General features: G+C 48.3%; 15 protein-coding genes and 1 tRNA gene. 12 read left to right on the forward strand and 4 right to left on the reverse strand.

Translation table 11 applies throughout. The features are described 5' to 3' along the window. Positions 1–147: 147 nt before the first annotated feature. Positions 148–1,494, reverse strand: coding sequence for a hypothetical protein (locus ACBZ72_00790; protein ID XES77431.1), 1,347 nt, complete (start codon positions 1,492–1,494; stop codon positions 148–150). 154 nt (positions 1,495–1,648) lie between these two features. On the opposite strand from ACBZ72_00790, the gene ACBZ72_00795 reads away from it, so the two are divergent. Next, positions 1,649–1,984, forward strand: coding sequence for a hypothetical protein (locus ACBZ72_00795; GenBank protein ID XES77432.1), 336 nt, complete (start codon positions 1,649–1,651; stop codon positions 1,982–1,984). A 332-nt stretch (positions 1,985–2,316) separates the two neighbouring features. Here the strand turns inward: ACBZ72_00795 and ACBZ72_00800 are convergent, their stop codons facing one another. Beyond that, entirely contained in the window at positions 2,317–4,926 is a 2,610-nt protein-coding gene (locus ACBZ72_00800) for a PQQ-binding-like beta-propeller repeat protein (protein ID XES77433.1), read from the reverse strand. 307 nt (positions 4,927–5,233) lie between these two features. Between ACBZ72_00800 and ACBZ72_00805 the strand changes: the two genes are divergently transcribed. Both ACBZ72_00805 and ACBZ72_00810 read left to right on the forward strand, forming a co-directional pair. Beyond that, positions 5,234–5,530, forward strand: coding sequence for an EFR1 family ferrodoxin (locus tag ACBZ72_00805; protein XES77434.1), 297 nt, complete (start codon positions 5,234–5,236; stop codon positions 5,528–5,530). Between the two features lie 17 nt (positions 5,531–5,547). After that, positions 5,548–6,099, forward strand: a complete 552-nt coding sequence (locus ACBZ72_00810; GenBank protein ID XES77435.1) for an EFR1 family ferrodoxin — start codon at positions 5,548–5,550, stop codon at positions 6,097–6,099. A 59-nt stretch (positions 6,100–6,158) separates the two neighbouring features. Here the strand turns inward: ACBZ72_00810 and ACBZ72_00815 are convergent. Next, positions 6,159–6,237 (reverse strand) — tRNA-Pro (locus tag ACBZ72_00815). A gap of 183 nt (positions 6,238–6,420) precedes the next feature. Here ACBZ72_00815 and ACBZ72_00820 point away from each other — a divergent pair. Beyond that, a complete protein-coding gene (locus ACBZ72_00820; protein ID XES77436.1) occupies positions 6,421–7,521 on the forward strand; it encodes a PAS domain S-box protein in 1,101 nt (366 codons plus the stop codon). A 190-nt stretch (positions 7,522–7,711) separates the two neighbouring features. Continuing rightward, a complete protein-coding gene (locus ACBZ72_00825; GenBank protein XES78704.1) occupies positions 7,712–8,689 on the forward strand; it encodes an NADH:flavin oxidoreductase in 978 nt (325 codons plus the stop codon). A gap of 23 nt (positions 8,690–8,712) precedes the next feature. On the opposite strand, the gene ACBZ72_00830 is transcribed toward ACBZ72_00825, so the two are convergent. After that, the gene (locus ACBZ72_00830; GenBank protein XES77437.1) at positions 8,713–9,432 is read right to left on the reverse strand and encodes a helix-turn-helix transcriptional regulator; all 720 of its coding nucleotides are present in this window, start codon (positions 9,430–9,432) and stop codon (positions 8,713–8,715) included. Positions 9,433–9,539: 107 nt separating this feature from the next. Between ACBZ72_00830 and ACBZ72_00835 the strand changes: the two genes are divergently transcribed. The 7 genes from ACBZ72_00835 (at position 9,540) to ACBZ72_00865 (ending at position 14,347) form a co-directional block, all read left to right on the forward strand. After that, positions 9,540–9,848 (forward strand): hypothetical protein, encoded by a 309-nt coding sequence (locus ACBZ72_00835; GenBank protein XES77438.1) that lies wholly within the window; start codon positions 9,540–9,542, stop codon positions 9,846–9,848. After that, positions 9,845–10,057: a hypothetical protein gene (locus tag ACBZ72_00840; GenBank protein XES77439.1), complete on the forward strand. Its 213-nt coding sequence runs from the start codon at positions 9,845–9,847 to the stop codon at positions 10,055–10,057. Before ACBZ72_00835 ends, ACBZ72_00840 begins: the two co-directional genes overlap by 4 nt. Beyond that, entirely contained in the window at positions 10,054–10,965 is a 912-nt protein-coding gene (locus ACBZ72_00845; protein XES77440.1) for an EFR1 family ferrodoxin, read from the forward strand. The genes ACBZ72_00840 and ACBZ72_00845 overlap by 4 nt, the downstream gene beginning before the upstream one ends. A gap of 291 nt (positions 10,966–11,256) precedes the next feature. Beyond that, positions 11,257–11,943, forward strand: coding sequence for a GTP-binding protein (locus ACBZ72_00850; protein XES78705.1), 687 nt, complete (start codon positions 11,257–11,259; stop codon positions 11,941–11,943). After that, entirely contained in the window at positions 11,940–12,971 is a 1,032-nt protein-coding gene (locus ACBZ72_00855) for an ATP-binding cassette domain-containing protein (protein XES77441.1), read from the forward strand. The genes ACBZ72_00850 and ACBZ72_00855 overlap by 4 nt, the downstream gene beginning before the upstream one ends. Further along, positions 12,968–13,762, forward strand: a complete 795-nt coding sequence (locus ACBZ72_00860; protein ID XES77442.1) for a Rossmann-like domain-containing protein — start codon at positions 12,968–12,970, stop codon at positions 13,760–13,762. Before ACBZ72_00855 ends, ACBZ72_00860 begins: the two co-directional genes overlap by 4 nt. Positions 13,763–13,867: 105 nt before the next feature. Further along, positions 13,868–14,347: an AIR carboxylase family protein gene (locus tag ACBZ72_00865; protein ID XES77443.1), complete on the forward strand. Its 480-nt coding sequence runs from the start codon at positions 13,868–13,870 to the stop codon at positions 14,345–14,347. Positions 14,348–14,388: the final 41 nt, after the last annotated feature.

Below are 14,388 nucleotides of genomic sequence, written 5' to 3' on the forward strand. Positions count from 1 at the left end.
GCGTCGTGAATTTCATGGCTGAAGGCGATGTATTCGTCTAGCAGCGTGAGAAAGCGGTTTAGGACGGAAACTATTTTTTGGGAGCGCGGCTGAAACAGGTACTCGATTTTCTTTTTTCCTAACCCCCTTAGTCTGGCGCCAAACCCATCATTCCCCTACAATTGAGGGTGCCACGTAATTGCATCGTTTTTTTGCTCCCGCCTGATAGCAAATCAGATAGAATGGCATGTAAACAAGCAGGTTGCTTTGCTGTTCATGGGGAACCCCAAAGTTGTCAAAATCGTTAATTGCGGCTTCACTGATTTTGGTCAAATGGTCAATCTTGCCAATAATGGTGGAGGTGTAATCCTCAATCCGCTCCATTTCGTCCTGGCATGTTTTAATTTCCGCATCTCGTGACGCTTCGACGTCTACCAACTCGTTTTCAGCTACCTTCAGGTTAGCCTCATTTTCCTCTTTAAGCTGATAGAGCGCGTTTTTCTTGTTTTCTTCAACTTCCTGCACTTTTGCTTCATTGTTCTTTATTTCCGAAAATAAATTGGGCAGTTGACGTTTCAGCTCGTTCTTCTTCTCTTTCAGCTTTTCTTCGGCGCCTTCATCTTTGTTAACTAAAGCATTTTTTATTTCATTTTCAACCTTTTCGATATCTGCTTCAGTTTGTTCTGACGTTTTTTGTAGCGTAAACGTCTCTTTGTGCAGCTTGATGAGTTCCTGCTCAAACTCGTCCGAAATTTGCGTCACTTTGTCAGAGTATTCTTTGTTTATCTGCGCCTTTTTTTCTTCAGCAACCCTTCTGACTTCTTCAATTTGGGTGGCGAATTTTTCTTCTGTGACTTTGATTTCTTCGCGGAGTCCCGTTAAGGCTTTTTGGGTTTGCTGGTTTACGACTTTGATTATCTCGTTTAAATCCTCAAGTTCTTTTTCAAGTTTGGAATGCAGCTTTTCGAGCGTTTCAAGTGTTTCCACAATCTGTTTTTCGTCCTGAGACGGCGTAACTAAAACCCCTTTAACCGTCGAGTCTGTCGTTTCGGCTTCTTTGACGTATTCTGTGACCTCATTTAAGAACTCTGTATCTGAAACCAACCCCTCCACGACTTGTGCTTGCTCACCATTGGAGCCTTGAAAATAATTCAAGTTATCCGAAAGGAAAGCGGCATATGCTTGACGTGATGAACTCCGTTGGGTCAGGTTATCCATGAATGTTTTCGTGTCCGGAAAAGAGTGATACATGATGGAGTGGGAGGAGAGGTCTAAGCCGTCAAAAAGTAATGTTAAATTCCTAAAAGGAACTACCCAAAACGGGTAATACGTTTCGGAGACGAACACTACTTTTTCTGGAGGCGTTTTCTTGAACACCCCGCCGCCTTTCTGACGGTCTAATTCGGCTAAACAGATAACTATGGCTTTTTCTGCGCCATCACTTATGCTGTTCTCCTCTGTTTGCTGTTTAGCTATAAAGGGCAATAGTGTTTTCTGAGAGTTGTTCAAAGCCACAAGCCTCAACCGCCAGATTTTTTCTAATGTCTACTGTGGATGCTGCATAAATTTATAACTTGCGACAAAACTTTTCGTTGCACCGCTGAAAAAGCAAAAATGTTTTAACAACGAAAGCTCCTTTTTTGTTGAGGTCATTTTGGGAGTGCTCCTTATGTCCGAAGCTGAAGGAAAAGAGGAGATAACTGTAAAGGCACCTTCCAGGTCAATTATTGCTCCTGAGAAAAAAGCTGAACAAGACACTGAAAGAGCTCTTGAAGAAGAACGATACGGTGTACTTGGAGTTCCGAAAAAAATCGGAAGATTCTTCGGAGGCATTTCTCTGGGCGCAGGGGTACTGCTTTTTGCACTTTTAGCGTATTCAAACGTTTCAGGGCAAACAAGTCTGGTTTTCTTATCTTCTGCTTCATCTTTGCCAATTATCGCTTTGTGGTTGTTTGTCGGCTTACTCAGCGTGGTTGTTGGTTTTCTTTTGATGGGAAGCGAATGACATCTTAATGTCTCTCTTTCTCAAAAGCAACATTGCCCCACACGCAACATCCAACGCCGCAACTGCGGAAACAACCGCCAGAGCTAACCCTTCCTGAAAAACAGCCTCGAGATTAACCGCCCCTGCAGCATCCAAAACAACCGAAACCACAATAATCAATCCTACAAAAGAAACAAATCCGCCTAGCGCTATTTTCAGCCGCTGAGCAGTCGAAAAGACTGGCATTTCAATCAACACCTATTTCCTTGCGTGGAACATAACTTTTTTGTCTACAACACGAAGCAGTTGTTTAACAAAAAAAGAAAAGAGGGCAAGTTTGTCTTGCTTGTTGTTTATTTGCGTCTTCGCAGGAGAAGCACTGCTGCTGCTACGATTATCACAATAACTACGCCTGCGATGGCTATGTATGTCGATGATGGCATTCCACTTGATGGTGGTGTGGGGGCTGTTGAAGGTGTTGGGCTTTGTGGTGCAGCTGAAACTGAGCCGACTCCTACGTATGTTGTTGCGTCTGAACTTCCATAAGCGCCAGAGCCTTCAAAGGTAGCAGTGATCTTGTAGGTTCCTTCTGCAGGTGGAGTCCATGTTAAGCCATAGTTTCCATTTGAGTCACTGCATGCTTCACCGATGTTGTGTGTGTTGCCGTTCTGGTCAAGCGCCATTAACTTTACAACGACACCAACAGCATCTGTTGGCTTTGTCTTCTGCTGGTAGAGGTACTCCATCCATGCTTGTTGGTCGGCGTCTGAAATTGCGGGTGTGCCCATTGCGCCTGCTGATTGGTCTGTGACTGTGCCTTGTATCATGACTGCGGCGCCGTTATCCACGACTGAGGGTGAGGCTGTGACAGTTGTTTCGCTTGGGCCTTTGCCGTAGCAGTAGATTTGATTGTCAAAGTTGTCTAATGCTACCAAGTAGCCGTCTGCAATTGCAGGGTTGTTGCCCCAACATTGGATCTTCCAGAGCAGTTGACCGTTGTTTAAGTCAACACACCACATGAATGCGTCTCTGCGTAGAGGCATTGATGGTGAGTGTTCACTTGAGTACAGGTAGATTTTGTCATCTGCAATGGCGCCCAACGATAATGGTGTGTTCTCGTAGTAGCCTTCAAAGCCAACTGTTCCGCTTTGCCACTTCCAGAGAACTTCGCCAGTTCGGATGTTGTAGGCGATTAGTTCTCCGCCATAGCCGTAGGACAGGAGTTTGTCTTTGTAGATGGATGTGCTCATGCCATAGAATTGCCATTGCGCTTCAGGTTGCTCGGTCATCCAAAGCTGCTGCATTGTGTCAAGGTCGTATGCCCATCTGTTGCGTGTCATAGATTCACTAAAGAGGAATACGCCGTTAGCGGCATTCACCTGTGGACCTGACATTTTTCCGTAACCGAAAGTACCACCGACAAAGTCATTGACTTCTGTTTTTGGTGGTGTGAATGTTTTGTTCCACAGTAGTTTTCCTTCTTCACCTGGTTTTAAGCTCAATGCCCAGAGGTTGCCCTCCATTGTGACCGTGTCGTTGTTCTTGCCTGAAGTTCCGCCGATGATTTGTTCACCTGGAACAATCTCATAAATGCTGCCTTGGACATCTGGAATGGATACGTTCAATGAGAATCCATAGTTGCCGTTAAAGGTAACATTTAGGTATGGTCTCCACATCCAGTATTGGTTGGTGTCGTATCTTGTTCGGTACCAAAGGGCGTGTGTAGTGTTCCAGACTGTTAAGTATTTGTTTGCGCCTGTGCCTGCAATGTTGTAGTAAAGTATACTTCCGTCGTTACCGACAACTTGTGTTCCTCTGGCTGAGACGTTTGCTATGCTGCAGATGTAGTTGCCTGTGAATGCGTCAAACATCTTCCATGTTGCTTCTGCGCCTGCTCCTCCGTAGACGCTGCCTGATTGTCCTGTGCTCCACAGGTATGCGAAGCCTCCGTGTTGGTTAGGTAGTTCTATGTCTAACACTTGTCCAAAGTTGAGTACGTCTTCTGTTAGGGCGCCTGTAAAGTCAAAGCCGGTGCCTGATTCTGGGTAGTTATGGCCTGTGCCTCTAATTGGGCCGGTGGTGTTGTGGAAGTACAGTTCTTCGCCTGTGCGTAGGTCAAGGCAGTACCAGCCGAACCGTGGGTTTACGTTGACGTTGTAGTAGAGTCGCCCGTTGAGAATTATCGGTGGGTTAAGACCGTAGGTTTCGTATGATAGTCCTGTGTAGTAGCCGATGTCACCGGTTTCTCCGCCCATGATGCCTCCATCCCAGTAGGGTCGTGTCCACATAACGTGTGCAGTTGATGGTCCTGTGCTGTACATGTTAATGCGGCCGTTATTTTGGCCTGGCACGTTAATGCCCCACCAGTTACCTGCAACTTGCCACCACTCTCTGTTGGCACCGTAAATTGGGCGCGTCCAGTAGCCGGATGGGAGGGGAGTTTCTTGGTAGCCTTGTATGGGTTCCTGTTGTGCTTCTACGTAAACAGGGTCGCTTTCGCTTGGCATGTAGTAGTCGCCGATGTACTGTTCGCCTGCGTAGTAGCCTTCAGGTGGAACAGGTTCGCCTGTCAATGTGTCGCCTGGGAATGTCATGTAGAATTCGTATGTTCCAATCTGGTCAGGGGCGTACAGTGTGTAGGCTGAGCCGACTGGGTCAGATGTGAATGGTCCTAAGGTTTCTTTGCTTCCGTCCGGTTTTGTGACGTGAATTTCCATTCCGTCCCAGCGGTCACCGTAAGCTCCGACTGCCGTGTAGGGATAGTCGTTAAGCCAAATGACTAAGGTGACGGGTTCATTTATTCCCACCTTTGATGGTGAGGCGCTGATGTATGACCAAGTTGGGATGTCTATTGGGGGGTCGTGAGCTGTAACGGCTGGCAGAACAGCAAACATTGAACTAGCAGCTAACATCAGTAACAGCGCGATAGCTATAACGCTCATTTTTTTATTTACAAATTTCACTTCGTTCTCTCCTTATCAGTAAAGGCTCTCTATGAAAAGAAAGTGTATATAAAATTTGTCCGACTTCATTGCGAAAAAATGAAGTCACTTATAAAGACTTCTGTTGTTTAAAGGGGTTTTGTTGGAGCAACAGCAAATTTTGGGCATCTCTTTCTGTGTCCTAATAATGTAGTTTGTTCCGCCTTGCCATGTCTTCCTTTTAATGCCCCACAAGGTTTTCAAAAATTTACCTTAAGCGAATCGTGACAAATCCTCCTCCAACTGTTTAAACCCAAAACGCTACTTTGATACCGGGGTGCAAATGCTCTTGTCAACTGAAATCTACTATTTTTCAATAACAGGCAATTCTCTTTCCGTGGCAAAAGCCATCGCCAAAAAAACCAACGGCAACTTGCTTCCCATTCCCTCAGTCATTAACCAAAAACGCATAGCCATCCACGCAGATGCATTTGGGGTCGTTTTTCCTTGTTATCTGGCTCAACTTTTCGGGGTACCTTTGATGGTAAAAAATTTTGTCACGAAACTAGAAAACGCAAGCACAAAGTACGTTTTTGCCGTTTGCACCTGCGGGGGAATTGAAACTGTTAATTCCCTTCCACCCTGAAAAATTTGGGTAAACTATTGAAATCTAATGCTGGCGAACTTGCGGCAGAGTTTTCCGTAGAGTTGCCCATGAATAACTTGGTATACCCCTCGCGGCTCATAGAGCAAAACCAAGAAAAGATGTTCAAAAAAGCAGAGGAACAAATTGAGTTTATTTGCCAATTTGTAAACCAAAGAAAAAAGAACAAACCTGCCTCGAAAGCGTTCTTCAATGGCTGCATGGTGCCTTTGTATTCCGTTTTAAAATATGCCTACCTCTTGCACCTTAAGAAGACATCTAATGAGCCAAATGATACCCAATTAACGTATTATGAGCTGATTCCGCTGACTGACAAGAGCATTTGTGTGGACGCCAACTGCTCTGGATGTGGTACATGTGCGGCGGTTTGTCCAGCAAAAAACATCAAAATGGCGCAGAATAAGCCCGTTTGGCAGCATCATTGTGAAATGTGCCTTGCCTGTGTCGAATGGTGCCCAACCAAAGCTATTCATCACTGGAACATAGCCGAAGGAAAAGCGTACCATCATCCAAGCATAACACTGCCTGATATGCTTACACAAGCAATCTAATTACGCAAGCACCTGTGGTTGCAATAAAATTTGAGTGATGGCGGCAGTCACCCGTTTTGTGGTGGGGCCGCTGGGATTTGAACCCAGGATCGCATGCGCCCCAGGCATGTATCCTAATCCAAGCTAGACGACGGCCCCACAGCGACTGACCTATTGTTTGGGTGGAGTAAAGTCATGAATTGACTGGCTAAACTTAAAGCTTCTGGATGGTGGGGTTTAGTTTGTTTGGTTTTGTTTTTGGAGTTTGGGTCAATATTCTAAGTTCATAAGGCTTTAACTTCCGCTTGGCTTACTGTTACGTGATCTAGGTGTATGGCTGCTGTGAAGTCATCGTCAGATTTGCCGCTTGCTTTGGTTTCGTCGTTGGATAAAGTATGCGTTGAGGCGGACCTGCTTGGCGCGCTGGGTCAAGCCGTAACAGCCACTGACATTTACGGTCAAATCGTTTACTGGAACGCCGCTGCTGAAGCCCTCTTTGGCTGGCCCGCTTCGGAAACACTCGGGCGCCAAGTAGCCGAGTTTTTTGACTCCTCCCTTCTAGAGCGTAACCCTGAAATTCTAAAACAAATACGCGCTGGCAAACCTTGGACGGGCGAAGTAACCGTTCGCCGCCGAGACGGAGACTTTTTGGCAACCATCCTCGCAGACCGACCCATTTTTGATGCTGACAAGAATTATTGCGGTGTGGTCGGCGTTTTTACAGATGTTTCAAATTTGAAGTGGATGCAGCGTGTGATGGAGGAAGCCGTCACGGCGGTTTCGGAGTTGAATGAAAAGCTGCGTGTCGTTGAAAGCCTGACTATGCATGATATCCGCAATAAACTTGCTGCGTTAAATGCCCGCACGTACCTCCTCAAAAAGCGGCTGCGCGGCAACAATGACGCGTTGGTTGAGCTGGCTGAAATTGAGTCTGCTTCTAATCAGATTCTGCGGATTTTGCAGTTTGAGCAAATTTACGTGCAAGTGGGTTCCGAAGAGCTGGTCGATGTGGATGTTGAGACGTTTGTGAATGAGGCAGCGGCGCTTTTCTCCGACTTGAAAGGCGCAAAACTAATCAACCATTGTCATGGGCTGGTGGTTCTCGCCGATTCCATGCTTAGGCAGCTGTTTTACAACTTGATGGACAACACGCTTAAATACGGCAAAACCGTCGAGACAATATCGGTGTGTTTTGAGGAAACTCCTTTCCAGCTTAAGCTTATTTACCAAGATGATGGCGCAGGAATCTCCAGCGAAGTCAAAAGTCATCTTTTCTCAGAGGGCTACGGGAAAGGAACTGGTTATGGGCTGTTTTTGATTAAGCGGATTTGTGAGGCATACGGATGGGCGATTGAAGAAAACGGTGTCCACGGAGAAGGTGCACGGTTTGTCATGACGGTCCCAAAAACAAGTACAGACGGCAAAGTACGCTATCACTTTTAGCGCTTTCCGCTGTTTTTGATGTTTGTGTTTTGGGTTGCTTTTGGTTTTCTGTGTTTAAAACGGTTTTTTCTTGCGTCTCTGAACGGCGCAGAAAGGTAGGTTCTGGCGGGTTTTGGTTGGTTTAGTGTGTGGGTTTGTGGTTGTTTGGTTGTAGGTTCTTATAGTTTGGCTGCAGAGTTGTTTGGCATTGGTGCTGCCTTTGGTTGGGTTGCTTGAGCCTTTAAGTGTTAATGGCTTAACTTTCAGGAACCGGATAGTTATGCCTCCGATGCAGTCGGGCAGAGCCTCCTTCGAAGGTGCCGTCACCAACCGTCTAATCAACTTCTACGTTTCCCGTTCTGCACTGGTGGGTTTGCCTATTGTGGAGCATGCTTACGTTTCCCTCACAGGCAGGCTCAGCCTCAAACAGTTAGGCATCTACAACGACACCTTAGTGCCTGGATTTGAAAAGTTGGCCTCAGCCATACACGGCGTCGGAGCCCCCGCTATACTGCAAATAACCCACGCAGGCGGGGTAGCCAACAAGAACGTCATCAACACCCAACCTGCCGGTCCTTCGGCGACTGGCAAAATGCGGGAACTGCAAAAACCTGAGTTGGAAGGCATCGCGGAAGAGTTTGCTTTGGCGGCAGAGCGGGCTTTAAAGGCAGGGTTTGACGGGGTAGAGTTGCATGGCGCTCATGGTTATCTGCTTTGCCAGTTCTTTTCACCCCTGCTTAACAAGCGCAACGACGAGTTTGGGGGCTCTTTGGAGAGGCGGATGCGGTTTCCGCTTTTGGTGGTTGAGAAGGTGCGGGAAGTGTTGGGAGGCAAGGTTTTGCTTTACCGGTTGGGCGCAGACGATTTAGCCCCAAACGGCATCCAAGTCTCGGATGCTGCAGCGTTTGCGGTGGAGCTTGAACGTGCAGGCGTGGGCATCATTGATGTGTCCGGTGGGATGTGTGGGGCGGAACCCAAACAATTCAAAAACACATATGGCTACTTTATTCCGCAGGCAGAAGAGGTCAAGAAGGCTGTTCAGGTTCCCGTTATCGGGGTGGGTGGCATCACGGAGGCCGCATACGCTGATAGCCTTGTGCGGGACGGCAAAGTGGATTTAGTTGCCGTTGGCCGGGCGCTGCTGAAGGATTCTGGGTGGGCAGAAAAAGCCGTTGAAGTACTGCAGTAACCCATAGGCATCGCCTGATAGAGCTATTGTTGTTTTCCTTTGTCCCAGTAGTAAAGAAACAGGTCTCTGACCCAACCCAAAAACGTGGGGTCACTGCCAAAGAAACCTGCATAATCCACCCTGCCATCAGCAAAGCGGAAACATACCACCGCCTCTTTTTCGGTCACCGCAAAAATCACGGGTGGGTCAAGCAAGGTTCTGTTTTCAAGGTTGCGCAGTTTAGTGGGTGGCTGGGGTGACAGGACTCTATATTCGACGCCTTTGGGGACTTGCTCGGACATGGTTTGGAAGTCTTTGGGAAGTGGTTCAGGCGAAACTCCCCACATGAACTTCTCGGCTTCTCCAATCAGTTGTGAGGATTTTACGGTGCTCTCCACCATCCCCATCTTCAAGGTTGCTCCCGAAAGCTCGCCAATTCTTTTCACAGACTGAGTGGGTAGCCGCCAGAGGTCGTGGGCTACAAAGTACTGTTTGTGTTTAAAGGCAAATTCTAACGAGGCAGAAAGCTCCAGCACCAGCCTGCCGTACTGCGTTATGGCGTAAGTGCCTTCTGGCTGTTTTTGAATAAGCAAGGCTTCAGAAAGTCGCTGTAGTTGCCTAAACGTTTCCGTGGCGGTTAAATCCAGTTTGCGCGCGACATCATTCATCTTCCAGTTCTTCTGGTTGAGCTCCCGCAGCAAGTCCAGTCGGCTTTCGCTGGCTAACTCAAAAAACAGTTTCTCGATTCCTTCAGGCGTCTCCATGTTCCTCACCGATGTTAATGCGTTCACACTGATGTGTACCACTTTACATTGATTGCAAATAAAAGTAATCAGCCTTCGCAGCCAAGTAGAAGTCAGGCTGAAACATCATGGAAAACAAAACAACCAAAACCGAACGGGTCTTCTCCATAGAACTCAACTCTCGACTTAACCTAAAAAACCTCACATTAACCAACGGTAACACTGACCGAGTCCTTGTTGAAGGCACCTTGGGCGAGCTTGTGCGCGCTGGGTTTGTGGAAGGTTTACTTCTGGAACTTTTAGGAACCAAGGGCACTTTGCGGATTAACCTGACCCCCGGGGAACTGAGAAAGGTGCCCCAAATGGCTGCCGTAGCAGATGAGGGGCGTCAATTTCCCAAAGTGGAACAAGAATCTGTGCAGGAGGTGGAACAGTGAAAAAACTAACAATCGCCTTAATTGTCGTGATTGCCCTATTGAGCATTGCAGCGGTTAAGACCGTCATACCCGACGCAAACGTTAGCAAGGTTTGCCTGCTGGGCTACAAAGCTGCTTGCTCCTTCACCCCAATAAGCGCTGTCATCTTGGCTTTGGGTGCCGCGGTTACGTTTGTGGTTGCAAAACGTACGGTTCTGGGTAAGCTATGAGTCAACATAAAAACCTCGAACCGCCTTTTCTATATGGCAGTCAAAGAAAGCAACCCGCGGATGGTAATTTGGGCATAGAAATCTTTTATTTTTCGGGAACTGGAAACTCGCTGGTTGTGGCAAGAGACCTCGCCAAAAAAACAAACGCAACCCTGACCCCCATAGTCTTAGTGATGGGGCAGCAAACTGTTGAATCTAATGCGGACGCCATAGGGGTCGTGTTTCCTGTTTTCTACGCCACCAACGACCGCGGCATACCCCTTATAATCCGCAGATTCTTAGACAAACTCAAAGGGCTTGAGTCAAAATACGTTTTTGCGGTCTGCACTAGCGGGTACATGCCAGGCTCCACCATTGAAAACCTGAGAAAAGACCTTGAAGCAAAAGGTGGAAAGTTGGCGGCGGGCTTTAATGTGCGGATGGGCAGCAAACGCGTTGCCCCTGCCAAGCAGCAAAAGATGCGTGCCAAACGCGAAAAGAAGCTAACCGCTATAGGCGACTATGTTGTTGCTCGGAAAACTGGCAGATTTGAGACGCGGGGTGCGGTTCAGAAAATTCTTTTGGCGCCGTTGCATGCGTTTGAACGCGTGGTTTTCCAGTACCGATACCGCAGGCTGGCTCAGGCATCAGATTTGTCTTTTATGGAGCTTGTGCCTTTAGCAGACCTGAGCTTTCGGGTTAACGAGAAGTGTGTTGGGTGCGGCGTCTGCGCCAGAGTCTGCCCTGTGAACAACATAAAGTTGGTTGATGGCAAACCCGTGTGGCTGCATCACTGTGAAACCTGTTATGCTTGTTATGCTTGGTGTCCTGAAGGCGCGATAGGCGGAGACATTGTTGCCTACAACGATTGGTATCGTAATCCGGAGGCAAAATTGTCCGATATGCTGGCTGCAAAACGGTCCAGCTGACTTTTTGAGGATTAGTGGCAGGAGTGGTTCTTGGCGTGGGTTTACTTGTACAAAGCAATCCTCTCTTGAATTCAAATTCGGTGATGTTCAGCCTAACCTGCAGAGAGTGGCTAAATGTAAAACAAAACAGGCTTATTTTAGACAATATTTTGCTCACCGCATTTTTTTCTGGTTTTTTGCCAAATCAGCCCCTCCAGTTTTTCGGGTGTTCCCCCTTTTCAGGGCAGAACGCGCCTTAACTCAAAGCAACAGATATTAACCTCAACCGTTTGGGCAAAAGTAGGGATGCCTATTAAGCTCATAACTGTAGCTGGACCCCCCTCGTCTGGCAAAACCTCCGTGATTCTTCAACTGGCAGCGTGTTTGAAAGAGAAAAACATGCGCCTTGGAGCGGTGAAGTTTGACTGCCTCACCTCCTTTGACCAAATCCGCTACCAAGAAGCAGGCATCCCCATACAGGTAGGCTTCTCAGGCAAAGTCTGCCCCGACCACTTCTTCATAAGCAACATTGAAGACGCCGTGGCTTGGGGACACCGACAAGAACTGGATATCCTCATAACTGAAAGCGCAGGGCTCTGCAACCGCTGCTCCCCCCACATCAGCCGCATCCTTGCCGTCTGCGTCATTGACAACCTCTCCGGCATCCAAACCCCTAGAAAAATTGGTCCAATGCTCAAACTCGCCGACGTAGTTGTCATCACCAAAGGCGACATCGTTTCACAGGCGGAGCGGGAAGTGTTCAGCTTCAATGTCCGCCAAGTCAACACCCGCGCAAACATCCTGTTTGTTAACGGCATCACGGGTCAGGGCGCCTTTATGCTCAGCAAACACGCCCTTGAAGCCCCTGACGTTACCACTCTTCGCGACATGCGCCTTCGCTTCACCACCCCTGCTTCCGTCTGCTCTTACTGCACTGGCGAAACCCGAATCGGCGAAGACTACCAAATGGGTATGCTCAAAAAACTTGAGTTCAGGTGAGGACCATAGATTTTCGACAACTCGTGGAAACCAAAGCCATCGGCGAAATTCTGGCGCAGTATCCAGTGGCAAGAGACTTCTTAGTCAACTTTAACTTGGCAGATTTGCCCCAAACCTTCCCTTTGGCAGCGGCGCTGGAACAAGTTGATGAGGTTCGCTTTGCCGACTTCGGCTTAACCCGCGCCGACGTGGTCGACCAGTTCATTCTGTTCCTTGAAACCCTCATCGAACGCAACCCCGTACACGACAAAATTGACTCCATAACCATCCTAGGCGGACAAGACAAACAAGGAAACCAAGAAAACGTCTGCCTCACCATACATGCCGGGCAAATCATAAGCATTGTGGGCTCCACGGGTTCGGGCAAAAGCCAACTCTTAAGCGACATCGAATGCATCGCCCAACGCGACACCCCCACCAAACGCCAAATCCTAGTCAACGGAAAAGCCCTCAATGATGAAGCCCGCTTCAAAATGGGTGGCAAACTCGTAGCGCAACTTTCACAAAACATGAACTTCGTGATGGATTTGAGTGTGGCAGAGTTTTTGGAGATGCACACCAAAAGCCGCATGTGCCAAAACTCCGCGCAGGTAATTCGCCAATGTTTTGCTTGTGCAAACGAGTTGGCGGGCGAAAAGTTCGCTGCAGAGACGAAGGTGACGCAGCTTTCAGGCGGGCAATCCCGCGCCTTGATGATTGCAAGTACTGCCCACATAAGTGCCTCCCCCATCGTGCTTATCGACGAAATCGAAAACGCAGGCGTAGACCGCAAACAGGCAATTCAGCTGCTGGCAAAAAAAGAAAAAATCGTCCTCATATCCACCCACGACCCCCTGCTGGCGTTAAACGCGGACAAACGCATCGTTATAAAAAACGGGGGCATATACAAAATCATTAAAACCTCCGCGCAGGAGCGGCAGTCCCTTTCACGGATTGAAGCCTTAGACAGCACGTTGCAGGCGGTTCGGCATCAACTCCGCATGGGCAACCTCATCGAACTAACCGACCTAAAGGAAGAAAAAACATGAACGAAAAAAACTTGTCAAGTGACGCATGGCAACTGTATGATGCATTAATTGAAGGTATCCCTGAAGACTGGGTCGTGGACGATGTGGTGTGTGGCGTTTATCACGCGTTTGTGCGTTCAGGCAACGGCGCAGGTTTCTGTATGGTCGCAGAGGATGACACCCGCCCCGTCATGCTCCACAATAAACTTCCGGGCATGAAACTCAAAGAGCTCGCCGCCGCAGTGAAGTCTTGGAATTTCATCGAAGCCAGCATCGGGCAAGCCGCCATAAACGCCTACTACAACACTCTGCCGGTTGCCCAAAAAAACGGTGTTGCCGTCTCTGATAGCCGCTTTGTAGAAGACCGCTCCAATGACCCCTTCATCTCCTACCAAAACGCCATTCGAAACAAAAAAGTTGCCGTCATCGAGCACTTCCCTTTCTTGGAGCAGTTGTTTGAACCCGTGTGTGACCTCTCGATTTTTGCTCGGCTACCTCAAGACTGCGAGTACCCGTACTCTGCAGCAGAATACCTCCTGCCCAGCTGTGACTACGTTTTCATAACGTGTGGTGCGTTTGTTGACAAGTCTCTGCCGCGTTTTCTCAAGCTTGCCTCAAAGGCGCATGTTGTCGTTGTTGGGCCGTCTACGCCGTTGGCTTCTGTGCTTTTCCAGTTTGGCGTCCACGATTTGTCTGGCTTTGTAATCAAAGACGTTGAAAAGGCGCGGCGTATCTGTCTGGGTCAAGAAAACTATTTGATTTATTCGACGGGGCAAAAAGTCAGCTTCAAGTCTGAACAGCAGTTGCCTTGACTAACTTTCACGGGCTTTACCCATGCCTTTTGTGGGTGGCCTTTGGCTGATGATGCGTAGAACTCTTATTAGCCACCAGCCAGTTACCCTTTGTAAGTGTTAGTTATGACGGGAAAAGCAGTCATCATAATGGGCTCCGAGCGGGACTTAGAGTTCTGCCGCGAAATCGCCAAACCCCTCAAAAAACTAACTGTGAACTACGAGTTCCGCGTAGCTTCCGCCCACAAAACCCCGCTGAAAGTGCTTGAAATCCTCAAAGAATTCGAGACGCAAACCGTGGTCTACGTGACCGTGGCGGGCAGGTCCAACGCGTTAAGCGCGTTTGTGGACGCAAACACCTCCAAACCCGTCATTGCATGCCCACCCTACTCCGACAAGTACGGCGGCGTGGATGTGTACTCTTCGCTGCGAGTGCCAAGCGGCATCGGCTCCGTTGTGACCATTGAGCCTGAAGGCGCCGCAATTGCCGCAGCGAAAATTCTGGCGGTTGCTGACTCCGCTTTGGAGTGCGCTGTTAAGGCGTATCAGTTGGAGAAGCAGCAGACGCTTGAGAAAGCCAACGAAACCATCAAAAACATGAAATAGGTAAACCGCGTTTTACACTCGGTTCTTTCCCGCTTATATTG

The sequence above is a fragment of the Candidatus Bathyarchaeia archaeon genome (genome assembly GCA_041447175.1).
Lineage (GTDB): Archaea > Thermoproteota > Bathyarchaeia > Bathyarchaeales > Bathycorpusculaceae > JADGNF01.

Excerpts from the sequence above, each read along its gene's own strand:
- ACBZ72_00795 (XES77432.1), top strand. The coding sequence starts at position 1,649 with ATGTCCGAAGCTGAAGGAAAAGAGGAGATAACTGTAAAGGCACCTTCC.
- ACBZ72_00830 (XES77437.1), bottom strand. The coding sequence starts at position 9,432 with ATGGAGACGCCTGAAGGAATCGAGAAACTGTTTTTTGAGTTAGCCAGC.
- ACBZ72_00835 (XES77438.1), top strand. The coding sequence starts at position 9,540 with ATGGAAAACAAAACAACCAAAACCGAACGGGTCTTCTCCATAGAACTC.
- ACBZ72_00845 (XES77440.1), top strand. The coding sequence starts at position 10,054 with ATGAGTCAACATAAAAACCTCGAACCGCCTTTTCTATATGGCAGTCAA.
- ACBZ72_00860 (XES77442.1), top strand. The coding sequence starts at position 12,968 with ATGAACGAAAAAAACTTGTCAAGTGACGCATGGCAACTGTATGATGCA.
- ACBZ72_00865 (XES77443.1), top strand. The coding sequence starts at position 13,868 with ATGACGGGAAAAGCAGTCATCATAATGGGCTCCGAGCGGGACTTAGAG.